The sequence below is a fragment of the Sphingobium sp. CECT 9361 genome (assembly GCF_918741285.1).
In the GTDB taxonomy this organism is placed as follows: domain Bacteria; phylum Pseudomonadota; class Alphaproteobacteria; order Sphingomonadales; family Sphingomonadaceae; genus Sphingobium.
In genome coordinates, this window is record NZ_CAKKNC010000016.1 from 40248 (window position 1) to 65397 (window position 25150).

Here is a 25150-nt window from a genome sequence, read left to right on the forward strand (position 1 = left end):
GCCATTTACGCTCGTTTCCGGGCGGGTGCTTTGGTCGGTGTCTTGTCCGCCAAATTAACCTCTCGCTTGGTCGTCGCTTTACCAGCGGGCTTCTTTGCTGAAGACTTGGCTTTGCTCTCCGGGCCGATGGATTTTTTCAGCGCAGCCATGAGATCGACGACATTCCCTCCCCTCGGGTCGCTGCCACCTTCATCGGCACTCTCGATGTTGAGCGTTTTGCCCTTCTTCTTCTGCTCGATAAGCGCCTTGAGCGCATCGACATAGCGATCATGGAAATCGCTAGCATCGAACTTGCCGGTCTTCTTGTCGATTAAGGTGGTGGCGAGATCGAGCAGTTCGTCGTCCGGCTCGTCATCACCGATTTCCCGGAAATAGCTTGCTGCCTTGTTGACTTCGTCAGCATAGCGCAACGTCTCCATCACCATTCCGCGACCGCACGCTTTTATACTGACGACATATTCCCGGCCGCGCATCGCCAGTTGGCCCAGCCCCACCTTTCGACTGCGCCGCAGCGCTTCGCGCAGGACAATAAACGCTTCTTCCGCAAGCTCGTCTGCGGGCACGACGTAATAGGGTTTCTCGAAATAGATCATATCGATGTCATGGGAGTCGACGAACTGCGTGAGTTCGAGTGTCTTCTTGCTCTCAAGCCTGACGCCTTCGATCTCCTTTTCGTCAAGCAGCACATATTCGCCCTTGGAATACTCGAATCCTTTGACGATATCGTCGAGATCGACCGGTCCAATGCCCGGCACCACCTTCTCATATTTGATGCGCTTGCCTGAAGGCTCGTGGATCTGATTGAAGGCAATCGTCGCGCCGCTTCGGGTCGCGGAATATATCTCGACCGGGATAGACACGAGCGCGAGCCGGATCTGGCCTTTCCAATAGGGTCGTGCAGCCATACCATCTCCTGTCATCCAATGGCGTAAACCCTTCACGCATTGACCCGTTCCGTGCCCATGATGAACCGGCAATGGGAAAGCTCTTTGTCTGCCGAGAGACGAGCAAAGGGATGCCTGAGCGGTAGGAGTGGGTCCGAAGCAGAAGCTGTGCATTCGGCCTTTCTATGATCTCACGTCGAGCCCGACCTTCTCAGATCGGCCTGTATCAACCGCGCGGTATCAGGGCGTTGCCGTTCCGAGCTAAAGCGGTTGAGTCCATTCGCTTAAGGGGGAGATCTCAAGGTTGACGATCTTACCGGCACTGGTAAGCCCCAACTGAATATCGACCATGCCCTTGGTGTAGCGCGCACGATAGCGGTAAGTGGTTTCACCGCAGCTCGGCGACTGGTCGAACAGCGCGAATTCGGTAAGCTCCCCCAGATTGGCCAACATTGCGCCATATAGCGCAGTCAGTTCGTCAAAATCGAGCTTCGCGAACTTCGTGAAATCGGTAGCGCGCGCACGCCCTTTTGCTAAATCCTCAATGAAAGAGCGCGCTTTAAGGGTGGTAGAATCGACATCGGTGCGCGGAGTGGCTGGCGGCAACGCAAGCGAAGGATCGGTCAATCCGGCGATCGTGCGTGCGACGCGCTGCACATCGGCTTTCTCGCCGTTGGCGTAGACAACAATGGCAAGGTCTCGATCAGGGTATCGCAATGTATACCCCTGGAACCCCTGCCAACTGCCGAGTTGCCCCCAAGCTTTCTGCGTTCCGCGCATGCTGACAGACCAGCCGGGCACATAGGCGCAGGTCGCGCCATCTCCCAGACGCGCTTCCCTGGCCAATATATCCCATGATTGCGGGCTAAGCAGGCGGCGTTCCGAAACAGCTTGTGCCCAAACCGCATAATCGAGCGCTGAAAGATAAAGCGAGCCATCGGCTGTCGAATTAGCGGTTGGCGATACCCATTCCGCGTTACGCATCCCAGATTCGCGCAACTCATAGCCTGCCGCACGATTGGAGATTATAGCCATCTCGTCAATTTTGCGTGCGCCGTTCATGCCAAGCGGTGTGAAGATGCGGTGCGCCATGAAGCTCGACCAATGCTCGCCTGTCACTTCTTCGATAACGAAGCCGAGCACGATATAGCCCGCATAGCTAAAGCGCCAATGGGCTCCGGCTGGAAAATTAAGGTCCTCCGCGGCTATGATGGCTAGTAACTCTGCATTCGTATAATCTGTGCGAAAATCGCCATTGGGCGTCGCAGGCAGGCCCGATGTGTGGTCTAGCAACTGACGGATCGTCACCTTGCCCCATTTCGCAGGTGCCTTGGGCAGATAGCGCAACACAGGCGCATCCAGTTCGATCTTGCCATCCTCGACCAGCAGCATGACCGCAGCCGCCGTGAACTGCATGCCCGTGGCCCCCACCTTGAAGAGCGTATCGGCATGGACGGGCACGCCATGCTCAATATTGGCTTGGCCAAAGCCCTGCACGCGCGCGATGCGCCCGCGATCGACCACCGCCACGGCGACACCTGGCGTATTGCTCCGCGCCATTTCCTGCGCGACCAGAGTTTCGACAGGATCAGCCCATGCCGCGCACGGCATCAGGGCGGACAAAGCAACGGCCAGACTGAGTGTTTTCATGCGCAAAATGTGCAGAGGATCACCCCGCGCAACCATTGCCAAAACGGCCAGAAGCTTACTCGTAGCGGACAGGGGACCAACGCCTGCGCCGCGCCACATCATCGCTGTTCTGCCGACGCTTTTCTGCTGTCGAAGGGCCTATATGGCGCCACGTCTCCTGAACTATCCCAGATACCCGCCCCCCGCAGCGCCCGGTTAAACAATTTGGTTGCGCCTATGTTGACGTTCTTGATGGTCCTGACGCGATACAGCACCTCAAATCCGCTTAGCCGTTTGGCAGGATCGTACCCCAGAGTCTTCATTTGCGCCAGATTCCCGCTCAGCAATGCCGCTTCCTTAAGCCCTGCTTCACCTATGCTTGCGATCACGAGCAAATGGTTGCCAGCGGGACCAGGGCTGCTTGCCAGATAGGCAAAATCTCGCCGACCGATCCGCTCATCGGTGAGGATCATACCATCCGATTGATAACGCTTGGCGCTGACCCGGTCAGTAAGGCCATCGAAGCCGGGATCGATCTGGAAACCGGACGCCTCCTCGAGCGGATCACGCAAGAGGGCCGGCATGCCGCTAAACTGGCCAACGTAGATGATATCTGAGGATTTGAGCATTTCCGGCGTCAATTGCGATGCAGGTATCAGCTTGACGGACTTACGGCGCAAAGTGGGCAACTGATTGAGGGTGGCGCGCAGGGATGACAGCGCCTCGATCGTGCCGCCTGACACGAATTGCTGGTTATAATCGACCACGGCATTAGCCTGCGATGGATCTAGCATTTGCAACACCGTCAGGTCTTCGCGGGTCGGTACGGATTTATCCCAGACCAGTTGCGGCTCGCCATCAGGTGCGGCGGATGCACCCTTGATTTTGGCGAACAGATAATAGTCCCCTACGATTACGACGAGCGGTCGCTCGCTTTCGCTCAGCGGCTGCCACAGGGCTGTTTGCGCCAGTGCGGGCGGCGCGCGATCCACCCAACGCCAGCCGAGCAGCAAAACGAGTAAAATGGCAACGCCCGACAGGATGACGATGCCGAGCCTGCGCCGCCGGGCCGCTACGTCCACAGGAACGCGCGGCAGGGCAACGGATTGTGCCCCCGCATCGCTCCGCTCAATCAGGCGTACGCGATACTCGCCAACGGGTATGTGCAGTTTCGGGCCGGTCGCATTAGCGAAAACTGTCTCGAGTACTTTGCGCAGCCGATGAACATAGACGCGGACATTGGGATCCTGCCCACCCGTCAGCGCATCTTCCGCGCTGAAAACATCTGCCGCAATCTGCTGCTCCGATGGTGCTTCGCCCATGAGGCTCTTGGACAGCAAATAGTCAAACAGCCGGAGCAGGCGATCCGAGCGGCTTGCCTCAAGCGCGGCGCGCGCAGCACCAGACGCTTCAACAAGACCTGGATGGCGCTCGTGCAAGGCAGATGGTTTCACAGGATCAGAGGATTGGTCCACAATTCACAGATCGCAACAATGGGACCGCTTGGCAACATTAGACAGCAAACAGAGAAATAATAAGGTCAAGCGTAAAACCCTTGTAATATCGCTGATATTTCCGTCGCTTGTAACGGTTTCACAACTGTAATCGCCTTCGCAGCGTACCGCACGCAAGTTACGTTATTCCATTATAGTTACTCACCACGCGAGCACAAACGTCACTCAAGATACCGAACTGGCCGTCAGGTTCAGCAAACGTATTCGGCGACGAATCTGGGACCGCGGGCACGAATAAGGAGACGGGTATATGAAACGTTTTGGACATATCGCCGCGAAAGCGATCACTTTGTGCATGTTTGGAGCCATATTGGCCGGTCCAGCACTCGCGCATCATTCGTTCGCGATGTTCGATCAGACGAAAGTTTTAAAGAAGACCTCAGTTACGATTTCGCAATTTCGCTTCACCAACCCACACTCCTTCGTTGTGGTTAATGTGCAGGAGGGACCGAAAGTTACCCGCTACGTGTTCGAGTGCAGCAGCGTGAACATGATGCGCAAGGGCGGCTGGGCCTTCAACTCGCTCAAGGCTGGCGACAAGGTGGACCTGAGCTTCTACCCGCTGCGCAATGGCCAGCCAGGCGGCATGCTCAACACCATCAAGTTGCCGGACGGGCGTACGCTGAGCGGTTGGTAATCCAGCACCACTCACCCAATTGACATAGAAAATAGGCCTGGCTGGCGCACCCAGCCAGGAGGGAGAATGGGAATGCGCAAACCGAAACTTGCACTGCTTCTTGCAGCAGCACTCGCCTTTACGGGCTTTAATCTGGCTCCCGCCGCAGCGTCAGCGAACGAGCCTGACATCTCTGGCGTATGGGAAATCTATCCCGATCCTTTTGCGGGACAGGAGCTTTCGTTTCTTGAGCTCCCCGTGCCGGGGAGCGGCCCGAAGCTCAAGGAGCCTTATGCGACTGAATGGAAGAAGCTGCGCGCTGAGCGAGAAGCGCTCATCAAGGCTGGCAAACCGCGGGTAGACCCCAGTACGCAATGCCTGCCAGAGGGTATGCCAGCGATAATGGGCGCGATCTTTCCGCTCGAAATTCTTCAGACGCCCGGCCGGGTTACGGTTCTCGCTGAATTCCTGACGCAGACACGGCGCATCTACCTCAACCGGCCAATGCCCCCGATCGAGGCGCTCAACCCTAATTATTACGGCTTCTCCGTCGGCAAATGGGAAGGCGATACACTAGTGGTGACCACCAAGGGTGTGCAGGAAGGCGCGCACTTCTTCGAGATTCCCTCCAGTAGTGAAATGGTCATAACCGAGCGGATCCGGCTGACCGGACCCGATCTGCTGGAAGACGCCATCACCATCACGGATCCGCAACGGCTGCTCGAACCCTACACCTTCACCTACGGTTACAAGCGGAACCCCGATTACCAAATGGAGGAATATTTCTGCGATCGGGAAGATCCGCTGTTCAAGGTGGGCGCTGACGGCACCGTCGAGATGAAGACAGGCAACGAGATCAAGTAAGCCTATTCGGGGGCTGTCGCATCACCGCGCGGCCCCCGCTCCCGGAGATTGCAGATGAACCGCAGACGCGACTTCCTGCGCCAGAGCCTGGCGTTTGGCCTTACCTCGTGCGTCGCCGGAGCAGGTATACCCCCCGCTCTTGCCGCTCCGTCGAGACGCGGTTCCTCTTCAATTGGACACGTCGTGCCCGCCAAAGGCACCGTCACTCGGCTGGGCGGGCTGGGCGATGGATATAAGATGACCGTGGTGGGCGACGGTCGCCAGATCGTTGTCGTGAACGATGGCCCCGGCTGGGTGCCGCCGCCTGCGACATTCTTCAGCACGCGGTTGTGGACGGTCGATGGCCCACCGCAGAGCGCCCGGTTCGCGCAATTGGCAGGCTATCCTATCGTGGACCGAGCCGCCCATCCCGAAGGTGCGCCGCATTATTATGGCCACGGCGTGATCGCGATTGGCCAGAACATCTATCAGGCTCTCGCCACGCTCGATCATGCCGAGGATCGCCCCCGGCGCTGGACGGGCGCAAAGCTCATTCATTCGCCGGATGGCGGTGCGACCTGGCGCAATGGGGATGGGTCAAGCCCCGTCGTATGGGAGGATTGGAGCGCGCAGTCACGCGAGCGTTTCCCCTTCTTCAATGAACCGGACGGTTGCTTCTCGCTGCTGGCCTTTCTTCAGCAAGGCGGCGCCAGCGGGGCTGATCGTGATGGTTATGTCTATGCTTATGGTCTGAACGGAAGTGTCGATGGGTTGATGAATCAGCTCATGTTGTTCCGCGTCGAAAAGGATCGCTTACTTGATCGCAGAGCATATCGTTTCTTTGCAGGGCGCACGCGCGGTGGCGGAGCACAATGGTCGGCAGATATTGCCAGCCGCCAGCCGATCCACAGCTTTCCGCTTGGTTGGGTGAACAGTGCCAATCTGTTCCCAGGCGATCTGGTGGTCGAATCCTGGCTGCCGAGCGTGGTGTGGAATGCGCCGCTGGGGCTTTATATGATGACCAGCGCCGGGATCGGTTGCGCGCCGGACGGTACGGCCTTTGGTAAGCCGAGCTATCTTGGCTTGTGGGTAGCGGATCATCCCTGGGGTCCGTGGCGCCAAATCCATGAGGACAAAGCCTGGCTGCCCGATGGGGACTCTGCCGCCCGCGCCTATGCGCCGCAGATTGCGCCGGGCTGGCTGGCCCCCGATGGTCGATCCTTCTGGCTCGTCTGGGCAGATCTGGCAGGCCTGCGCGCGTTCGGGCGAGATGAAGCGCTTGTCGATGCGGAGATGAGCAAGGCGCGCGATGCCTCGGAAAAGACCGTCATCGAGGCCGAAATCCTGCGTCGTTACATGCCCGGATTCGCAATGAATGCCCAACGCATCGACCTCGTGCAGGGCTAAATAATCATCTTGTTGACTTAATTTACCTCTAAATATATGCATATGCATAGAACCTAGGGGAATTGAGATGGCAGAACGGTCCTTCGCCAAAGAAGTTGAACATCTTCGCCTCGGCGAGGGAGAGGTGTTCAAGGGTGAAGCCATATTGGCGATCACCAAGGGCCTGTTGCAGGCCGGTGTCTCTTATGTCGGTGGCTATCAAGGCTCTCCCATCTCCCATTTGATGGACGTTCTGTCCGACGCGCAGGACATTCTGGGCGAACTGGGCGTCAACTTTCAGAGTTCAGCGAACGAGGCAACGGCGGCCGCCATGCTCTCGGCCTCGGTCATGTATCCGCTACGCGGCGCGGTGGCGTGGAAATCCACGGTCGGCACCAATGTCGCGTCCGACGCGCTGGCCAACCTCGCCTCTGGCGGCGTAACCGGCGGCGCAATGGTCATCATCGGTGAGGATTATGGCGAAGGCTCCTCGATCATGCAGGAGCGCACGCATGCCTTCGCGATGAAGTCGCAAATGTGGCTGCTCGATCCGCGGCCCGACCACGCACAGATCGTCGACTTCATCGAGAAGGGCTTCGAGCTCTCCGAGGCATCGAATACTCCGGTGATGCTCGAAGTGCGGGTTCGCACGTGCCACATGCACGGCAGCTTCGTATGCAAGGATAATGTCCGCCCCGCCTATACGCTGGACGATGCGCTGAACACGCCACGCCGCGACCTTGGACGGATCGTCCTCCCGCCTGCGGCCTATGAGCATGAGCAGGAGAAGATTCGCCATCGCTTGCCCGCAGCCATCAATTTCATCCGCGAGAACAAGCTCAACGAATTTTTCGGTCCGGATGAGGGCAAGGTTGGCATCATCCTGCAGGGCGGCATGTACAACAATGTCATCCGCGCCTTGCAGTATCTTGGCCTGTCGGATGCCTATGGAAACACCAAGGTTCCGCTCTATGTGCTCAACGTCACTTATCCGCTGATCGACAGCGAGATCGAGGCGTTCTCGCGCAACAAGGATGCGGTGCTGATGGTGGAGGAGGGCCAGCCCGAATATCTGGAGCAGGCGCTCAATACCGTGTTGCGCAGGTGCAATGTTGCGGCGCGGATCCATGGCAAGGATGTCTTGCCGATGGGGGGCGACTATTCGGTCGAGGCCTTGCTGGGCGGGTTCGAGGCCTTTTTCGAGACGAATGATCCACGGGCGCTCGGCAACCGCCCTCCCCGCCCCGACGCGCGGCCTGTGTTGGCGCTGGCGCCTGTAGAGCACCTCAAATCGGTCGTTCCGGCTCGCCCGCCGGGGCTATGCACAGGCTGCCCGGAAAGGCCGATCTTCGCCGCGATGAAGATGGTGCAGGAAGAGTTGGGCGAGCATCATGTCTCCGCCGACATTGGCTGCCACCTCTTTTCTATCCTGCCACCCTTCAACCTCGGTAACACGACGATGGGCTTTGGCCTTGGCGCCGCATCGGCATCGGCGTTCAGCCGCAGCACCGGCAAGCGCTCTATCGCGGTGATGGGCGATGGCGGCTTCTGGCACAACGGCCTCACCAGCGGCATCGGCAATGCCGTTTACAACAAACATGACGGCGTTTTCCTGATCGTCGATAATTTCTATTCCTCCGCGACAGGCGGGCAGGACATTCTCTCGTCCCGCGCACCCAACAAGACGCGCAAGACTAACAACCCGATCGGAAAAGCCGTGCGCGGCATCGGCGCGACCTGGGTGCGCGAAGTCGACCGCACATATGATGTCGGCAAGATGAAGCGCGTGCTGACTGAAGCCCTCACCACGAAGGAAAAGGGCCCTAAGATCATCATCGCGTCATCCGAATGCATGCTTAACAAGCAGCGCAGGGTGCGACCTCTGGAGGCCAGGGCGGTCAAAAATGGCGTGCGCGTTATCAAGCAGCGTTTCGGCGTGGATGAAGATGTGTGCACGGGCGATCACGCCTGCATCCGGCTTTCCGGATGCCCGTCGCTCTCGGTGAAGCATCTCGACGATCCGTTGCGCGACGACCCGGTTGCCGCCATCGACAATAGCTGCGTGGGCTGCGGCAATTGCGGTGAAGTCTCCGAGGCGGCGGTGCTTTGCCCCTCCTTCTACCGCGCGGATATCATTCACAACCCCAGCTGGTGGGACAAGTTCAAGGCGAAAAGCGCTTTGGCCTTCATCGGCTTCCTGCAGGCGCGTCGCGACCGTCGCCGCGTAGTGCTGGAGGCAGTGGCATGATACGCAATGAAACAGTGAAGCTTCCGCTTGCACCGGGTGGTCCGGCGACCGAGCGACCGATCTCCATTGCCATCGTTGCGATGGGTGGCCAGGGCGGCGGCGTGCTAACCGGCTGGATCGTCAAGCTAGCCGAGGATGCGGGCTGGGTCGCCCAGTCAACCTCCGTGCCCGGCGTGGCGCAGCGCACCGGCGCGACCATTTACTATGTAGAAATGATGCAGGCGAGCGGCGGACGCTCGCCGATCCTTGCGCAAATGCCGACCCCAGGCGATGTCGACGTCGTCATCGCATCGGAGTTCATCGAAGCAGGTCGTTCGATCCTGCGCGGGATCGTTACCCCGGAACGTACGACGCTCATCGCATCGAGCCACCGATCCCTCGCGATTGGCGAAAAAAGCGCACCCGGCAAGGGGATTGCGGATAGCGGTGCAGTGACTGACGCGATCGGCATCACCGCCAAGCGCAGCATCATCTTCGACATGAATGCGCTCGCAGCCAAGCATGGCAGCGTCATTTCATCCGCCATGTTCGGTGCGCTGGCTGCGGCTGAAATATTACCCTTCCCCATCGAAGCTTATCACGCGGTCATTCGCGGCGACGGCAAGGGCGTGACGGCGAGCATCGCTGTCTTTGACGCCGCCTTCGCCCGCGCGAACAACAATGCGGAGAACGTAACGCCCCTTCCCGATCCAGTGCCAACGAAGCAGGTTCGGAGTCCCTCCGCGCCGATGCAGCCGCGGGTTGCCGCCTTGGTCGAGCGGTTGCAGGCCAGCATCCCGCTAAAGGCCCAGCCGATGGCACGCGCCGGACTCGCAAAGGTACTGGACTATCAGGATCTTGATTATGGCGTGGAATATTTGACCACGCTCGAGGCGATTCACCGGATCGACGTTGAGCTGAAGGGGGAGAGCAAGGGCTTTGCGCTCACCCTCAATGCCGCCAAATACATCGCCAATGCAATGACTTATGATGATGTGATCCGCGTCGCTGACCTCAAGACGCGTTCAGCGCGTCGCCAGCGGATCGGCGATGAAATCGGTTTGCGGCCAGATCAGCTATTCGAGACGACCGAATATATGCATCCCCGTATGGAGGAAATGGTCGGGCTGGTTCCTGTCCGGCTCGGCGAGTGGCTCATGCGACACGAGCGCGTCTATGCTTGGCTAGATCGGCGGATCAGCAAAGGCCGCCGCGTGCGCACCTATTCGCCAGGCTGGTTCCTGATGCTCTATACGCTTGCGGGCATGCGCCGCATGCGCCGTGCTTCGCTGCGCCACGCCACCGAGACAGCGCATCGCCATGACTGGCTAAAACTCGTCGCCGACCTGACCCCAAGCAATTATGCGCTTGGCGTAGAACTCGTGAAATGCCAGCGCCTTATCAAAGGTTATTCCGATACGCATGCGCGCGGTGTCTCGAAATTTGGCAGGGTCACCGACGAAATCAAGTTATTGGCGCACCGCGAAGATGCGGCAGACTGGGCCCGGCGGCTACGCGAAACTGCCATTCGCGATGGCGAGGGCGGCGATCTGGAAGGCCTGATCAAGACCATCCGTTCCTTCGCATGATTGCACTTGCCCCCTCGCCCGGCAGACCGCATTACGCGGCGAACAAGGGGTAATTGAAGCGCGGGCAGCATCCGGGCTTGGACAATGAGGATGTGATGGCGCTCATCAGGCTAACAAGGTTTTGCCGCTAATGGCCGACGCTGAGCGCAATGGGCAAACGAAGGCCTGGCAGGCTATGTTGGAAGTTCATAGCGCAGTCTTCGGTCGGCTGAGCCGGGAGTTGAGTCACGAGTTTGGTATAACGCTGGCCAAATATGACGTACTCGCCCAGCTTCATCGCTTCCCCAATGGCATCAACCAGCGGGATCTTTCCCGTCAACTCAAGGTTACAGACGGCAACGTGACCGGCCTGGTGCGACGCCTGATCGCAGATGGACTGATATGCCGCGAAGAATCAGCCAGCGATCGCAGGGCTTTTTTAGTCCAAATCACCGAAGCGGGCAGATCGCTTTATCTGGCGGCAAGGGCGCGGCATGATGAACTGCTGGCAAGCCTGCTTGGCTCCATAGCTGCTGAGCAGCTAAGCAATACGCGCATCACTCTGGAGCAGCTAGCGCGGACGTTAGACCAAAAGCATTGAAGAGAGACAGAATGAACCACGCTAGTCCCCCAAGCAGCTATGCCGAGCTAGAAAGCTACCTACCCTATCTAATCAATCGGTTAGCCAGCCTTGGACAAGCGACACAAACGCGTATGCTGCAAAAAGACAGCATCAATCTTGTTACGCTCAGGGCGTTGTCGATCCTGCAGATCGAAGACGGGCTAACGATCAACGAAGTCGCCGAACGGACCTTCACCGAACAATCCTCCACGAGCCGCGCGATCGAAGCGATGGTTTTACAAGGCCTGGTCGAACGGCGCGTCCCTGAGCAGGACCAGCGCCGCCGTGAGATTGTTTTGACCAGCAAGGGACGCAAACAACTGCACCAAATCTGGCCGGCAATGGACGGTTATTTCGAAATGCTAAGTGAGGGCACGTCTGCAGCCGAACGTGATATTTGCCGCAATGTGCTTGCCCGTATGCTCACCAACCTCAACAAATTGACCGGCTGAAGCTTCCTGTCGTTACCGACGCAGATGGCTTGACAGCATTTAGTTTAGCTATAAACATATGCTGATGCATATCTTTCAACAGGCCGCACTGTGGCGGACTAACGGGGCCGGCATCAATTCATGAGCGACCTGTCAATCTTTGCACGCTTTCGTGCGACTGCCGCCCGCTGGCCAGACAAGCCCTTTCTCGACATTCTGTCTGAAACTGCCGATATCTACGGCATCGCGGCAGGTGAAATCAGCTATGCGGAGATGCTGGCGCGTGTAGTTAAGCGTAGCGATGCCCTAGCGGCGGCTGGCTATGGCGAGGGTACACGCGTCGGAGTGCTGCTGCACAATCGGCCCGAATTTCTGGAGATTTTTCTTGCAGCAAACCGGCTCGGCGCGTCGATCGTGCCGATCAACCCGGACCTGCGGCGTAGCGAACTGGAATATCTGATCGCGCATTCTGAGATGGCAGCGGCGTTCGTTTTGCCAGATCGTCTGGCGGAGATGTCCGAGGCTGCATTGACCGCCGGGAGCGCCATGCTGCCGGTCACCCCTAACCAGCCAACACCGCCCCTGCCTACGTCCGTACCACCTGCTGCGACAGATGATGCCAACCGGGAAGCGGCTCTGCTCTACACATCGGGCACGACGGGCAGCCCCAAGGGCTGTGTGCTGACGAACGAATATTTCCTGCATTCAGGCGACTGGTATCGCGATGTAGGCGGGCTGATCGTTCTGCGCGAGGGCGAGGAACGCATGCTGACGCCGCTGCCATTGTTCCACATGAACGCTCTCGCCGTATCCGTCATGGCGATGATGACGCAGGGCGGATGCCTTATCCTACTTGATCGCTTTCACCCTTCGACATGGTGGGATTCCGTGCGGCGTAGCAAGGCGACATGTCTGCACTATCTGGGTGTGATGCCCGCGATGCTGATGAAGGCGCCGGAGAGTGCGCAGGATCGCGACCATGCCGTGCGCTTTGGTTTCGGTGCGGGCGTCTCCAGCGAGCTTCATGGGCCTTTCGAAGAGCGCTTCGGCTTCCCGCTGATCGAGGCTTGGGCCATGACGGAAACCGGCAGCGGGGGCGTTATCTGCGCCTCCCACGAGCCGCGCAAGGTGGGCACCCATTGCTTTGGGCGAGCGACCGACGAAATCGAGATCCGGATCATCAACGATGCGGGCGACGATGCACAGGATGGCCAGCCCGGCGAGTTGCTGGTGCGGCGCGCGGGAGATAATCCGCGCTACGGCTTCTTCCGCGAATATCTCAAAAACTCAGAAGCGACGCAGGAGGCCTGGGAGGGCGGCTGGTTCCACACCGGGGATATAGTCGCGCGTGATAGCGATGGCGACTTGCGCTTTGTCGATCGCAAAAAGAATGTGATCCGCCGCTCGGGCGAGAATATCTCGGCCGTAGAGGTGGAGACGATCCTCGCAAAGCACCCGGCTATCCGCCAGGTCGCCGTGGCCGCAACGCCCGACGCAGTGCGCGGCGATGAAGTGGTGGCGTTGGTCGTGACCAGCGATGCGGATGACGAGACTGCGGCAGATATTGCGCGCTGGGCGCTGGACGAGATGGCCTATTATAAGGTGCCGGGCTGGATCGGCTTCGTCACCGAACTGCCGCGCACGCCCACGGAGAAGATCCTGCGCGCGGCATTGAAGGATCTTGTGACAGACCAGATGGCCGCAGGGGCGCTGCATGACACGCGCGCCTTCAAGAAACGGAGCAAATGAGCCGCCGCCCCTCCTCCTATGATGGCGTTGCCGTCTGCGCACCAGTCACGGTGCCTTATGTACGCTTCTCACCGGAGAGCGCGCATTGGTGGGCAGGCCGGGCCTTGCAGCAACTCGCTCAAGTGGCTGGTCTCCAGCCCGCCGATATAGACGGCTTCTGCTTCTCCAGCTTCTCGTCCGGCCCTGATAGTGCCGTGGGCATGATCCAGCATCTGGGACTCACGCCGCGCTGGCTGGACCATATTCCGACCGGCGGCGCGAGTGGGGTTATGGCCTTGCGCCGCGCTGCCCGCGCCGTGCAATGTGGCGATGCCGATCTGGTCGTGTGCCTAGCAGCAGACACCAACCAGATCGATAGCTTCCGCCACAGCCTCGCAGGCTTTTCGCGCTTCTCGCGGGATGCCGTGTATCCCTATGGATATGGCGGCCCCAACGCGACCTTCGCGCTGATTACGGACGCTTATATGCGCCGCTTCGGCATCACCCGCGCTGATTTTGGCAAGCTGTGCGTCGCCCAACGCGCCAATGCCGGGTCCAACCCACTGGCGCTGCAACGCAAGCCGCTCACGCTGGATGCCTATCTGGCCGCGCGGCCAATTGCAGACCCCGTCCACCTGTTCGATTGCGTGATGCCCTGCGCCGGGGCCGAAGCCTTCATCGTCACCACGCCGGAGATTGCCGCCGAGCGCGGCCTCGCCGCAGCGACGATCATGGCGACCATCGAACGGCACAACGCCTTCCCGCAAGATCCGGTGCAGTATCGCGGCGGCTGGGCAATGGACATTGACGGATTTTGGGACGCTGCACGGATCGCCCCTACGGACGTCGATACACTGCAGGTCTATGACGATTATCCGGTCATCGTGGCGATGCAGCTTGAGGATCTGGGCTTCTGCCCCAAGGGTGAGGCTGCGCAGTTCATTCGCGAGACCAGCTTTGACATTGACGGCGACCTTCCGCTCAACACAAATGGAGGCCAGCTTTCTGCCGGTCAGGCAGGCGCTGCAGGCGGCTTCCAGAACATGACCGAGGGCTTGCGCCAGATCATCGCGCAGCCGCTCGGCGCCCAAGTGCCCGATGCCGAAATTTCGCTCGTCTCCGGCTTTGGCCTTGTCAATTATGATCGCGGCGTTTGCACGGGCGCCGCTCTCTTGAAAGCTCTGCGATGAGCGAGCGCGCATCCCGCGAAAAACGCGATCCGCTGGCCCGCAAAAAGGCGCGGCACACGCCCCCTTCGGCGCGCAGCCGTGCTATGCACGCCATGTCCGCCCGCGCCGCAATGGGTCGGTTCGTACTGCAAGTCTGCACATCCTGTGGTACGGCGACCTATCCCCCGCGTGACGCCTGCCCGGCCTGCTGGGGCGAACTTGCCTGGCAGGATATCGAGAATGGTGGGCAGCTACTCAGCCACACTATCATCCACGCCACGACCGATCTCTATTTCCGCGACCATCTGCCCTGGCGCACCGGCACGGTCGCGCTCGATGCGGGGCCAATAGCCCTCGTCCATCTGCACCGCGATCTCGCCCCCGATGACCGGGTGGAGGTTCGCATCCTCCTCGACAGAAGCGGAAATGCCGCTCTATTCGCTTTTCCGCCTGATAGGGGTTTCGACATGACCGATCCGCAACTGCGCGAGTTCATCGTGCCCGTGCAAGGCAAGACCGTGCTGGTGAGCGATGCCCGCAGCGCCATCGGCCTCGCAATGGTCAAGGCACTGCACGATGCAGGCGCGGGGTTGATTATGGCCGGCATGTTGCCGCCCACGCGCATCGCCGATGCCGATCACCCCATCCTGCGTCTGCCCGACGTGCAGATGGTGCCGCTCGACATCACGGACCAGGTCAGCCTGTCTGAAGCGCTCAGCAAAATCGGCGGGCCGCTGGATATCGTCATTAACACTGCGCGCCATGTGCGCAGTGGCGGCGTTAGTGGCGGCGCAAATATCGTCGAGCAGCGCCGTGCCTTTGAAGTGGCAGCGATTGGGCTCACACGGCTGGCGCAAAGCTGCGGGCCGATGCTTGCAGGCCGATCGCATGGCGCCTTTGTGGACATCATATCGAGCGATGCGTTGACCGGTTCGGCGGACCATGCAGGCTTTGCCGCAGCCGAGGCAGCGCGGCTCTCACTGTTGCAGGCATTCCGTCACGAGATACGGGAAGCTGGCGTGCGCGTGCTGTCGATCTTCACCGGCCCGGTAGAGGATGAGCATCACCAAAGCATCCCACCGCCAAAGGTTGCGCCTGCCCGGCTGGCGTCCGCCACAATCGAGGCACTTCAGAAAGGGCGCGAGCAGACCTGCGTTGGCGATGTGGCCGACGACGCGATGACGCGTTGGCTGGCTGACCCGGCACTCTATGCAAGGGAGAAGAACCTGTGACCCTCACCCCCAATCAGACCCTCTCCACCATGATCGCGGGCATAGCTGACGGCGCGATCCGCGCCATCGACCTTACCAACATCCTGTCGAGCGATTTTCCGGTCATCGTACTGCCCTCCGAATTTGGGCAGTGTGAGCCCTTCCGGATGGAAACCGTCTCGCGCTACGATGCCAATGGCCCGGCATGGTATTGGAACAATATCTCGATGAACGAGCATACCGGCACGCATTTCGATGCGCCGGCGCATTGGGTGACGGGGCGCGACATTCCAAACGGAACGGTTGACGCGGTTCCACCAGAAGACTTCATCCACCCCGCCGTCGTCATCGACATTGCGCCGCAAGCAGCGGCGGACGAGGATTTCATCGTTACGCGCGCTTTTCTGGAGGAATGGGAAACACGCAACGGCCCCATCCCGCCACGCCACTGGGTCCTGCTGCGCTCAGACTGGTCGAAGCGGGTAGGCACGCTCTCCTATCTTAATCTCAAGGACGATGGCGCCCACTCGCCCGGCCCGGATGCCGACGCGATGCGCTTCCTCGTCCATGACCGTAACTGCATCGGGCTAGGCGTGGAAACGGTCGGCACAGACGCGGGGCAATCCAGCTTGTTCGATGAGCCGCTCCCCGCGCATTCAATCCTTCACGGCAATGGCCGCTATGGTCTGCAATGCCTGACGAACCTCGATCAGTTGCCTGTCTTTGGATCGATCATCATCGCCATGCCACTCAAGATCAAGGGCGGCTCGGGAAGCCCACTACGCGTCATGGCGCTTGCGCCGACAGACGCGGCCTGATGCGAGATAAGAAAACCAGCCCGCAAACGAGGCTGGCCGAAAATACAAACTAAGATGCCAGCAACGCAATACCGACAGACGGTTGATCCGTCATTGATTGGGTTGAGCAACACAGCGTGTGCGGCAAGGGGAGGATGACGCAAGCAGCATGAACAGGCGTACACAAGAAGATCAATCCAACGGCGGCTTGCTGAGCGGTGTATTGGGAACTGGCGACATCATTTTCATGATCCTCGCCTGTGCCGCGCCGATGGGCGTTCTCGCCGGAATCATCCCCTTGGCGCTCGCCTTTGGCAATGGCGCGGGTGTGCCCGGGACGCAGCTCCTCGTCAGCTTGATCATGATCCTGTTTGCGATGGGCTATGTGCGGATGATCCCGCATGTGCGCAACGCTGGCGCCTTTTATGCCTACATTGCACTCAGTCTGAACAAGGAAGCCGGCATCGCGGCCGCCTATGTCGCGGTTACGGCTTATATCTGCGCGGCAGCCTCCGTGCTGGGGGCAATGGCCTATTTCATGTCCGATCTGCTGCAGAGTGCCTTCGATTTTTCGACGCGATGGGAGATATGGGCAGGCCTCGGGATTTTGGCCGTCTCCTGGCTTGGCTATCACAAGATCACGATGGCCGCCAAAGTGCTCGCCGTGGCCCTGTTGCTCGAAGTCGGCCTCATTCTGCTCATCGATGCCCTAATTCTTCATGACGTGGGATTTTCCGGCTTGGATTTCTCCAGTTTTACGCCAGGCACGATCCTCGCGCCTGGCCTTGGCATCGCACTGATCTACGCAATCAACGGCTGCATCGGCTTTGAAGCGACCGCCATCTATCAGGAAGAAGCGCGCGACCGGCAGCGCACCATTCCGCGCGCGACCTATGGCGCAGTGGTGGTGCTCGGCACATTCTACGTGCTTTCCTCATGGTGCCTCGTGATGGCCCTCTCTCCTGAAAACGCGCAGGCACGCGCCGCCGCCGACCCCGGGCGGCTCGTGACGGGGGTTGCGATGCAATATCTGGGGCATTTTGGGCGCGATGCCCTTAACCTGCTGACGGTCACGAGTCTGTTCGCGGCGACCCTGGGCTTTTACAACAATATTTCGCGCTATGTGTTTGCCCTCTCGCGTGACGGTTTGATGCCCCCCGCGCTGGGCAGCGTTCACTCGCGCCACGGCTCGCCCTATGTCGCTTGCCTGCTGCTGACGGCCATTCTCACAGTCATCATTGGCCTTTTTGCACTGGCTGGGCTCGACCCGTTGCTAAGCCTCGTCACCAGCCTGTCATCGATGGGCGCAGTGGGGCTCGAAATCCTGCTCGCCACCACCTCCCTTTCTATCCCTTATTATTTCGCGCGGCGCGGGGAGATTTCCATCGGCACCTTCTGGGCGCCTCTGGTGGCAGGCCTCGCAATCACCGCGATCACCTATCTGTCGCTCACCAATTATTCTGCGCTAACCGGCACGGATCTGGCCATCGTAAACCGGCTGCCATTCCTTTTCGTCGGGCTGATTGCGATTGGTCTGCTGCACGGCCTTTGGCTGCGCAGGAACCGTCCGGACGTTTACGCGCAGGTTGGCTCCACTCATGTCGAAGGCGACCTTACCGCTGCCTTGCCCCCTGAACAGCGGCCTTGAACCCCGCAAAACCGAGTTTGGAAGAAGCCATGTCTCAACTTGATAACCAACCCGCAACCATGCCGCCGATCACGCTGCCCAGCGGACGGCTGCTGCTGGATGGCAAGCTGATCGAACCGCGTGGCTCAGACCGAATGATCGACGCGCTCGATCCTGCCACCGGCAACAAGATTATGTCTTTCCCGGCCTGCAGTCGCGAGGATGTCGACCGCGCGGTTGAGGCCGCGCATCGCTGTTTCGAAAGCAAGACTTGGCAAGGGATGCGTCCGCTTGATCGTGGCCGTCTGCTCGAAAACCTTGCTTTGCTGGTCGAGAAGCATCGCGATGAACTGGCCGCACTGGAATCGCTCGATAGCGGGAAGCTATTGTTCGTAACGCGCGCCATCGATCTTCAATTCACCATAGATGGGCTGCGCTACTTCGCGGGCTGGGCATCCAAGATCACCGGCGAATATGTGACGCATAATCCGCTGATGCCCGAGGATGCCGTCTACCGCGCATACACCCAGCGCCGCCCAATTGGCGTGATCGGTGGCATCACGCCCTGGAACTTCCCAATCGGTCAGGCGATCCAGAAGATCGCCCCGGCCATCGCCTTTGGCTGCACGGTCGTGCTCAAACCGTCGGAGGAGAGCTCGCTCACCACGCTACGGCTGGGCGAATTGATCGCGGAGGCGGGCTTCCCCGCGGGCGCAGTCAACATCGTAACCGGTTATGGCGCAGAGGCAGGTGCCGCACTGGTCGATCATCCGCTCGTCCGCAAGATTGCCTTCACCGGATCGACTGCAACGGGCCAGAGCATTTTGGCCGCATCAGCCAAGACAATGAAGCGCGTCACGCTGGAACTGGGTGGCAAGTCACCCACGATCATCCTGGCGGATGCCGATCTAGATCGGGCCATTCCCGGCGCAGCAGCAGCCATCTTTTCCAATTCAGGCCAAATCTGCACCGCAGGCTCGCGCCTGCTGGTCGAAGATGCAATCTACGATGCCGTGCTGGAGGGTGTCGCCAAAATTGCTGACGGGCTGCAGCTCGGCTCCCCCTTCGATATGGCAACGCAGATCGGCCCTCTCATTTCTATGCGGCAACGCGACAAGGTGAGCGGTCTGGTCGATGCAGGCGTGGCCGAGGGTGCGCAGGTGATCGCTGGCGGCGTGGCGGGCAATGGCGCAGGCTGGCATTATCGGCCAACGGTGCTAGCGGACGTCACCCCGGGCATGACCGTGATGCGCGAGGAAATCTTTGGCCCAGTGGTCTGCGCAACTCGCATCACCGATCGCGCGCAGATTGTACCGCTCGCCAATGACACGCCCTTTGGCCTCGCCGCCAGCATCTGGACCCGCAATCTCGACCATGCCCATCTGCTCGCCGAGCGGATCGAGGCAGGCACTGTGTGGCTCAACACCCATAATGTGCTCGATCTTGCGATGCCCTTCGGCGGCACCAAGATGTCCGGCCTTGGCCGCGAATTTGGCACTGAGGCAGTCCATGCCTTCACCGAGCCCAAGGCTGTCTGCATGAGGCTAGAAGGCGTTCATGACTTTGGCTGAGTGAGGGCGCTGAGCGCGATTAACGTCGATGCTGCGCCAGCACCACACCGGCGATTGTGAGCAGACCGCCGATCACCAGTGACACCGTGAGCGCCTCGCCCAAAAAGGCGATGGCGAGCGCGGCGGTCACGAGCGGCAACACATTGAAGAAGGGCGCGGCGCGGGCCGGGCCGATCCGCGATATGCCCTGCATCCAGAGCAATGGCGCCACGACTGATCCCAGCGCCCCGGCATAAGCGATCATCCACAGGCCCTGCGGCTGCACGGCGCTGCTGGCCGAGGCCCACCAGAGCGGCAGCATGGCGACCATCGCCACGAAGGACTGGCCCAACAGATCGACAAGCGGCGACACAGCCTCGCTGCGCCAGCGGCCAAGCAGCACGCTATAGAGCGCAAAGCAGGCCGTCGCCGCAATCATGATGAGATCGCCCCGGTTGGCGGGCTGGGCAAAGAGCAGCAGCGGGTCGCCATGCGACACGACCACCGCCATGCCGATCATGGAGACCGCCGCGCCAATAAGCGCCGCCCGGCTGATCGCGGCGCCAAACAGCAGTCTAGCAAAGCAGACTGCCAGCATCGGCATCAATGTCTGGATGAGCCCAAGATGGATGGCCGAGGTGTAGCTGGCCGCAAGATACATCATGTACGGGAAGAGCGCGCAGCCGAGCAGCCCCAGGATGACAGTCCGGGGCAGCCGGGCCAGTACGGCCGCCCGTTCGCGCTGCAATGCAGGCCAAGCCAGCGGCGCCAGCAACAGCGTCGCCACGGCCCAACGGAAGAAGGAGATTTCCGCAGCGCTCAGCACGCTTGCGGAAGCCTTGGTAACAACCGCATTGCCGCCCCAAAGCAGCACGGCCAGCAAAGGCAGCGAAAGGTCCGTCGCTGATTGCCGCGGGATCAGAAACGATCCAGCCGGTAAGGCGTCGGATCGATGGCGGGCGTCTTGCCCATCACCAGATCAGCGACCAGCTCACCTGCGCCGGGCGCCGTGCCAAAGCCATGCCCGGAGAAGCCGGTTGCCAGCGTCAGATTGGGCAAGCGGGCAACGGGACCGATCACCGGCATCGAATCCGGCGTCACATCGATCATCCCGCCCCACTCCTGCGCTATCTTGGCTTTGGCGAAGATCGGCCATGCAGCGATCAGATTGCGCATCGCTTCCTCATTCAGCGCATGATTGACCGGCGGGTCCATCGTGCGGACCTTCTCGAAGGGCGAGGTCTGATCCGCTTTCCAGCGGCGCGGCAGGCCAAGGTCAGCAAAAAATTCCCGCCCGAATGACACACGCAAATTGCTCCACTGCGCCATCAGCGTGGGCAGATACTCCATGCCGATCAGCAGGTGATCGAGCGTCAAGGGTGCAAACAAAGCGCCGCGCTGGGTGATGGTGTAGCCGCCATCAATCCGCTTGCGGAAGGAGAAGTCGGCGCCGCCCACGGCGCAATCGGTCGGCCCCTCCATCGCCTCTGTCCGCAGCACTGCGGCGACGAGCGGCAGGGTCAAGAGCTTCACGCCATGGTTGGCAAGGAAGCGGCGTGACCATACGCCACCGGCCAGCACCACTTGCGAGCAACGGATTTCTCCCTGCTCCGTCACAACGCCGCACACCGCGCCGCCGGACGTCTCAAGCGTACGCACGGCGCAATTCTCAACGATCACCGCCCCCTTAGCCATCGCCGCCCTTGCGATTGCGCTCGATGCCAGCGTCGGCTCAGCGCGACCGTCGGATGGGGTAACGATGCCACCCGCCCATGTACCGGTGCTGCCGGGAATAAGCTCGGCGATCTGGCCCGGGGTCAGCAGGCGTGAATCCAAGCCGGAGCCCTTCACCGTTTCGAGCCAGCCCTCGTAGACGGCCAGCTCTTTTTCAGTGCGTGCCACATAAGCAATGCCCGCCTGACGGAAACCGCAATCATCGCCCGTGCGCTGCGGCATTTGCGCCCAGAGCCGCTCTGCCGCCTGCGCCATTGGCAGATCGACTGGCGGGCGCATCACCTTGCGCACCCAACCAAGGTTGCGCGATGATTGCTCGCCCGCAAGCCGCCCCTTCTCTATGACCACCACCGGCACGCCGCGTTCGGCAAGACACAGGGCGGTCGACAGCCCGACAATGCCCCCGCCGATCACCACCACCGTGGTTTCCTTCGGCAAAGCGGCGGATGTTTGAACAGGGACGATCTTAGGAGCCATAAAAGCGGGGCCTTACGGTTGGACGTGCGCGGCCAGCCTGCCGCCGGCAATTAGAGCGAGATCAGCAGTTCTTTGACCGTCGCCTTGGACACACCGCGAATGGCGATCACGTCGATTTCCACCTTATATTGCGTCGAGCCCAGCGGCGGGCAGGTCATAGTCAGCGTGGGATTGATCCCGCGCATCCTATTGCCATAGGTTTCCATGATCGTCTCGACGTCCTCCGGGAATTGCACGAACACACGAGCAGAAACCACATCCTCCAGTACCGCATCCACTGCAGCCAACGCACCGGCGATGTTATCGAGCACCTGATTGGTCTGTTCGGCCAAATCCTCCGGGATCAGCTTAGTGCGGGGGTTGCGTCCGGCGGTATTGGAAACGAAGATCATGTTATCCACGGCGACGAGCCGCGAATAAGAGCCATGCTCCTCAAACTTATTGCCGGTTTTTACCTTGATGACGTCTGGCATGGTGCCTCACTTTCCAAATGAATATCGGGTTGGTTCGTGCGGACTATTTGAGCGCAGGCTCGTCCCACAGATTAAGTTTGACGCCGATGCCCTTCGCGACGGCGTTGCGGTAGACCATCGTGCCCCAGGCCACGTCTTCCACGGCCATGCCGCCGACCGAGAGGATAATGATCTCGTCATCATTGCGGCGTGCCGGGGTCGCGCCTGATACGATGGCGCCAAGATCCTCAAGAGCATCGCGCGGCAGCTTGCCTTCCTCGACCAGATCGAAATAGCGCACACCAACGGCTGGCACATGGTTGTGGCGCGGCGCTGGCAGCTCTTCGAGATAGGCTTCGTAGAGCCCGGTAAAGTCGAGCACCTTGCGGATCTCGGGCGCTTCCATCCCTTCATCGATGTTGCAGGGCGCTGGCATGGAGAGGAACGTGCCGGGCCGCACCCATTCGCGGCGCACGGTTGGATATTTGGATGGATCGCCGGTCGCAACGGAGGCACAGAAGGTGGCGATGTCGGAATCCCGCACAACTTCTTCGTCCGTCTCGACGACCTTGACTGTGGTAATCTGTGGGTAGGTTTGCGCCACCCATGCCGTAAACGCATCCAGATTGGCCTGTCCCCGGCCCCGCACCTTGACCGTGTCGATCAAGGGGCAAGTCGCCATGAACGCAGCGAGCGACGTGCGTGCCATGACGCCCGGCCCCACAATGCCGACCACGCTGGAATCCTTGCGCGCCAAATAGCGCGCACCAACACCCGGCACAGCGCCCGTGCGATAGGCAGATAGAAGATTGGCCGACATCATCGCCAAAGGCGCGCCGGTATCGACGTCATTGAGGATGAATGTGAGGATCGAGCGCGGCAGATTCCGATTGCGGTTCTCGACGTTGGAGCCATACCATTTCATGCCAGCCGTGCGGAACGATCCGCCGAGATAAGCGGGCATTGCCATGAACCGGCGGTCCGTTGTCGGCTTGGGCATATCCGGGAAGGGCGAGTCTTCGGGAAAAACGATGATAGCGCCGTGGGAGTTGTTATTGCCGCCTGCCATCCGATAGTCACCCACATGGAGCAGGCGAAACATCTCTTCCATCGCATCGACGCACTTGGGCATATCGGTCACCCCCGCCCGGATCATGTCCGGCTCGGAAAGATAGATGAAGTCTATGCGGGGGAGCGCGGCCTGAAGGCTCGCCCCAGCTTTGTCATTTTCGGACAACACGGCGCCTTCCTGCGTCGAAGCAGCCATCCGGGCATCCGCTTTCAAATCTGGCACAAGCAACTCTCCAATCGCCGGTTCGAATAATGATTGCTGTCTCGACAGCATCCCGACACTCACCCTAGCCGTTTCGGCGGATGGGCTTGGCGAGTAAATTGCATCTAGGGATTGACCGTTTGCATAATCGGCCATTAGCTTGCGCTATGGCAGGCAGCTTTGACACTCCTCTACTGACGACATCCCCTTCCCGAAGCGGCACGGGCACCATCCGGCTGTTATTTTTGAAGGCGCTGCTCGATGCACTGGCCGATGTCGGCAGGCAGGTGGACCCGCTGCTGCGTGAGCATGGCATGTTCCGCTCGCAGCTCGATACGCCTTATGAATTCGTGCCGCTCCACCGCTATGTGGCGCTGGTCGAACAAGCATCCCGCAAATTCCATCGCCCCCATTTGGGGCTGGAAATGGGCGCGACATTCGGGCTGGCGGAGCTTGGCCCCTTTTATGCCCTGCTGCGCGCATCCGGTACGCTACGTGGCGCGCTCAATTATCTGGTGCTGTTTCAATCGCGCCTGCAAAGTCGCACGCTGTTCGACAGCCGGATCGACCCGGACACGACCACCTATTCCTATCGTATCGAGGATGAGGGGGTGTGGCCCCGGCTGCAGGATTCGGAGTTCGCGATCTCTGGCTATGTCAATCTGGCCCGACAACTCACCTCAGCAAAATGGGCGCCAGCCGCCGTTCATTTCGAGCATTCGATTACGGGCCGCGAGGAGCGCCTATCACACTATTTTCGCGCACCCGTGCTGGGCAACCAGCTCGCCAATGCGTTGGTGATTCGCAACGAAGATTTGGATCAGCCCTTCGCCAGTGCCGTTCCTTCAGAAGACGTGAAGCTGCGCACCATCCTCGAATGGCATTTGCTCGACCTGATGGGACCCGAATCCACACCGAGCGAAAGCTTCGTCTCGCTCACCAAGGATGTCATCGCCCGCTGGCTGGGTCGCACCCATGTAGATTGCGCGACGGTCGCGGCGGAACTTAAATTGTCAGAGCGCTCATTGCGGCGACGGTTGACTGAGGAAGGCACATCCTTCCGCGAGTTGCTGCAGGCGACGCGGCAGGACCGTGCACAGACGATCCTCTCCAAGCCGGGCATATCGCTCGCAGTCGCCGCCGAGCAACTAGGCTATTCCGACACTGCCGCTTTTTCCCGCGCATTTAAAGAGTGGACCGGCGTTTCGCCAGGCCGCTTCCTTCGCAAGCCGGAAAATGAAATGGCAAGCCCGGTCTAGACGACGCTACTTGCCTTCGTGACTGGCTGCACCTGATTAACATCCTTCAGGTGCGGCATCCCCACGACGGCCTGCGTCGTTACCACATGCTAGCCAAGGCCAAGCCCGGCATACCATCCACTTGAAAACGGCGGTCAGTCTCGTAGCGCATAG

At 60.1% G+C, this 25150-nt stretch carries 21 protein-coding genes; 14 read left to right on the forward strand and 7 right to left on the reverse strand.

The genetic code is table 11. The features are described from left to right. Window positions 1–5 precede the first annotated feature (5 nt). The 3 genes from LQ220_RS18465 to LQ220_RS18475 all read right to left on the reverse strand — a co-directional run bounded on the left by LQ220_RS18465 (window position 6) and on the right by LQ220_RS18475 (window position 3952). Window positions 6–905, reverse strand: a complete 900-nt coding sequence (locus LQ220_RS18465) for a Ku protein (RefSeq protein ID WP_230189607.1) — start codon at window positions 903–905, stop codon at window positions 6–8. A 240-nt stretch (window positions 906–1145) separates the two neighbouring features. Next, window positions 1146–2534, reverse strand: coding sequence for a serine hydrolase domain-containing protein (locus LQ220_RS18470; RefSeq protein ID WP_230189608.1), 1389 nt, complete (start codon window positions 2532–2534; stop codon window positions 1146–1148). A gap of 98 nt (window positions 2535–2632) precedes the next feature. Then, window positions 2633–3952 carry a hypothetical protein gene (locus LQ220_RS18475; protein WP_230189609.1) on the reverse strand — a complete coding sequence of 440 codons (1320 nt, stop codon included), beginning with the start codon at window positions 3950–3952 and terminating at the stop codon, window positions 2633–2635. A gap of 325 nt (window positions 3953–4277) precedes the next feature. Between LQ220_RS18475 and LQ220_RS18480 the strand changes: the two genes are divergently transcribed. The 13 genes from LQ220_RS18480 to LQ220_RS18540 all read left to right on the forward strand — a co-directional run bounded on the left by LQ220_RS18480 (window position 4278) and on the right by LQ220_RS18540 (window position 19823). Further along, entirely contained in the window at window positions 4278–4664 is a 387-nt protein-coding gene (locus LQ220_RS18480) for a DUF6152 family protein (RefSeq protein ID WP_230189610.1), read from the forward strand. 72 nt (window positions 4665–4736) lie between these two features. Beyond that, window positions 4737–5507 (forward strand): hypothetical protein, encoded by a 771-nt coding sequence (locus LQ220_RS18485; protein WP_230189611.1) that lies wholly within the window; start codon window positions 4737–4739, stop codon window positions 5505–5507. Window positions 5508–5561: 54 nt separating this feature from the next. Beyond that, the gene (locus LQ220_RS18490) at window positions 5562–6893 is read left to right on the forward strand and encodes a DUF4185 domain-containing protein (protein ID WP_230189612.1); all 1332 of its coding nucleotides are present in this window, start codon (window positions 5562–5564) and stop codon (window positions 6891–6893) included. 67 nt (window positions 6894–6960) lie between these two features. Then, window positions 6961–9120 carry an indolepyruvate ferredoxin oxidoreductase subunit alpha gene (locus LQ220_RS18495; protein ID WP_230189613.1) on the forward strand — a complete coding sequence of 720 codons (2160 nt, stop codon included), beginning with the start codon at window positions 6961–6963 and terminating at the stop codon, window positions 9118–9120. Beyond that, window positions 9117–10688, forward strand: coding sequence for an indolepyruvate oxidoreductase subunit beta family protein (locus LQ220_RS18500; protein WP_230189614.1), 1572 nt, complete (start codon window positions 9117–9119; stop codon window positions 10686–10688). Before LQ220_RS18495 ends, LQ220_RS18500 begins: the two co-directional genes overlap by 4 nt. A 130-nt stretch (window positions 10689–10818) precedes the next feature. Further along, window positions 10819–11268 carry a MarR family transcriptional regulator gene (locus tag LQ220_RS18505; RefSeq protein ID WP_230189615.1) on the forward strand — a complete coding sequence of 150 codons (450 nt, stop codon included), beginning with the start codon at window positions 10819–10821 and terminating at the stop codon, window positions 11266–11268. Between the two features lie 11 nt (window positions 11269–11279). Beyond that, window positions 11280–11741 (forward strand): MarR family winged helix-turn-helix transcriptional regulator, encoded by a 462-nt coding sequence (locus LQ220_RS18510; RefSeq protein WP_230189616.1) that lies wholly within the window; start codon window positions 11280–11282, stop codon window positions 11739–11741. 120 nt (window positions 11742–11861) lie between these two features. Further along, complete coding sequence (locus tag LQ220_RS18515; RefSeq protein ID WP_230189617.1) at window positions 11862–13469, forward strand: AMP-binding protein; 1608 nt, start codon at window positions 11862–11864, stop codon at window positions 13467–13469. Next, window positions 13466–14638, forward strand: a complete 1173-nt coding sequence (locus tag LQ220_RS18520; protein WP_230189618.1) for a thiolase family protein — start codon at window positions 13466–13468, stop codon at window positions 14636–14638. Before LQ220_RS18515 ends, LQ220_RS18520 begins: the two co-directional genes overlap by 4 nt. Further along, the gene (locus tag LQ220_RS18525) at window positions 14635–15849 is read left to right on the forward strand and encodes an SDR family NAD(P)-dependent oxidoreductase (RefSeq protein ID WP_230189619.1); all 1215 of its coding nucleotides are present in this window, start codon (window positions 14635–14637) and stop codon (window positions 15847–15849) included. The genes LQ220_RS18520 and LQ220_RS18525 overlap by 4 nt, the downstream gene beginning before the upstream one ends. Next, a complete protein-coding gene (locus LQ220_RS18530) occupies window positions 15846–16646 on the forward strand; it encodes a cyclase family protein (protein WP_230189620.1) in 801 nt (266 codons plus the stop codon). The genes LQ220_RS18525 and LQ220_RS18530 overlap by 4 nt, the downstream gene beginning before the upstream one ends. Before the next feature lie 148 nt (window positions 16647–16794). Beyond that, window positions 16795–18273, forward strand: coding sequence for an APC family permease (locus LQ220_RS18535; protein WP_230189621.1), 1479 nt, complete (start codon window positions 16795–16797; stop codon window positions 18271–18273). A 29-nt stretch (window positions 18274–18302) separates the two neighbouring features. After that, entirely contained in the window at window positions 18303–19823 is a 1521-nt protein-coding gene (locus tag LQ220_RS18540; protein ID WP_230189622.1) for an aldehyde dehydrogenase family protein, read from the forward strand. Between the two features lie 19 nt (window positions 19824–19842). On the opposite strand, the gene LQ220_RS18545 is transcribed toward LQ220_RS18540, so the two are convergent. The 4 genes from LQ220_RS18545 to LQ220_RS18560 are packed head-to-tail and all read right to left on the reverse strand — an operon-like array spanning window position 19843 to window position 23759. After that, entirely contained in the window at window positions 19843–20676 is an 834-nt protein-coding gene (locus tag LQ220_RS18545) for a DMT family transporter (RefSeq protein ID WP_230189673.1), read from the reverse strand. 44 nt (window positions 20677–20720) lie between these two features. Further along, window positions 20721–22013 carry an FAD-binding oxidoreductase gene (locus LQ220_RS18550; RefSeq protein ID WP_230189623.1) on the reverse strand — a complete coding sequence of 431 codons (1293 nt, stop codon included), beginning with the start codon at window positions 22011–22013 and terminating at the stop codon, window positions 20721–20723. A 50-nt stretch (window positions 22014–22063) separates the two neighbouring features. After that, a complete protein-coding gene (locus LQ220_RS18555; RefSeq protein ID WP_230189624.1) occupies window positions 22064–22486 on the reverse strand; it encodes a Rid family hydrolase in 423 nt (140 codons plus the stop codon). 43 nt (window positions 22487–22529) lie between these two features. Further along, window positions 22530–23759, reverse strand: coding sequence for a tyramine oxidase subunit B (locus LQ220_RS18560; RefSeq protein ID WP_230189625.1), 1230 nt, complete (start codon window positions 23757–23759; stop codon window positions 22530–22532). A gap of 146 nt (window positions 23760–23905) precedes the next feature. Between LQ220_RS18560 and LQ220_RS18565 the strand changes: the two genes are divergently transcribed. After that, the gene (locus tag LQ220_RS18565) at window positions 23906–24997 is read left to right on the forward strand and encodes an AraC family transcriptional regulator (RefSeq protein ID WP_230189626.1); all 1092 of its coding nucleotides are present in this window, start codon (window positions 23906–23908) and stop codon (window positions 24995–24997) included. The last annotated feature ends 153 nt before the right edge of the window (window positions 24998–25150 follow it).

What these genes read in the sequence shown, in the direction of transcription:
- LQ220_RS18465 (WP_230189607.1), bottom strand. Translation starts at nt 905, where the DNA reads ATGGCTGCACGACCCTATTGGAAAGGCCAGATCCGGCTCGCGCTCGTG.
- LQ220_RS18470 (WP_230189608.1), bottom strand. Translation starts at nt 2,534, where the DNA reads ATGAAAACACTCAGTCTGGCCGTTGCTTTGTCCGCCCTGATGCCGTGC.
- LQ220_RS18480 (WP_230189610.1), top strand. Translation starts at nt 4,278, where the DNA reads ATGAAACGTTTTGGACATATCGCCGCGAAAGCGATCACTTTGTGCATG.
- LQ220_RS18485 (WP_230189611.1), top strand. Translation starts at nt 4,737, where the DNA reads ATGCGCAAACCGAAACTTGCACTGCTTCTTGCAGCAGCACTCGCCTTT.
- LQ220_RS18490 (WP_230189612.1), top strand. Translation starts at nt 5,562, where the DNA reads ATGAACCGCAGACGCGACTTCCTGCGCCAGAGCCTGGCGTTTGGCCTT.
- LQ220_RS18495 (WP_230189613.1), top strand. Translation starts at nt 6,961, where the DNA reads ATGGCAGAACGGTCCTTCGCCAAAGAAGTTGAACATCTTCGCCTCGGC.
- LQ220_RS18500 (WP_230189614.1), top strand. Translation starts at nt 9,117, where the DNA reads ATGATACGCAATGAAACAGTGAAGCTTCCGCTTGCACCGGGTGGTCCG.
- LQ220_RS18505 (WP_230189615.1), top strand. Translation starts at nt 10,819, where the DNA reads ATGGCCGACGCTGAGCGCAATGGGCAAACGAAGGCCTGGCAGGCTATG.
- LQ220_RS18510 (WP_230189616.1), top strand. Translation starts at nt 11,280, where the DNA reads ATGAACCACGCTAGTCCCCCAAGCAGCTATGCCGAGCTAGAAAGCTAC.
- LQ220_RS18515 (WP_230189617.1), top strand. Translation starts at nt 11,862, where the DNA reads ATGAGCGACCTGTCAATCTTTGCACGCTTTCGTGCGACTGCCGCCCGC.
- LQ220_RS18520 (WP_230189618.1), top strand. Translation starts at nt 13,466, where the DNA reads ATGAGCCGCCGCCCCTCCTCCTATGATGGCGTTGCCGTCTGCGCACCA.
- LQ220_RS18525 (WP_230189619.1), top strand. Translation starts at nt 14,635, where the DNA reads ATGAGCGAGCGCGCATCCCGCGAAAAACGCGATCCGCTGGCCCGCAAA.
- LQ220_RS18535 (WP_230189621.1), top strand. Translation starts at nt 16,795, where the DNA reads ATGAACAGGCGTACACAAGAAGATCAATCCAACGGCGGCTTGCTGAGC.
- LQ220_RS18540 (WP_230189622.1), top strand. Translation starts at nt 18,303, where the DNA reads ATGTCTCAACTTGATAACCAACCCGCAACCATGCCGCCGATCACGCTG.
- LQ220_RS18550 (WP_230189623.1), bottom strand. Translation starts at nt 22,013, where the DNA reads ATGGCTCCTAAGATCGTCCCTGTTCAAACATCCGCCGCTTTGCCGAAG.
- LQ220_RS18555 (WP_230189624.1), bottom strand. Translation starts at nt 22,486, where the DNA reads ATGCCAGACGTCATCAAGGTAAAAACCGGCAATAAGTTTGAGGAGCAT.
- LQ220_RS18565 (WP_230189626.1), top strand. Translation starts at nt 23,906, where the DNA reads ATGGCAGGCAGCTTTGACACTCCTCTACTGACGACATCCCCTTCCCGA.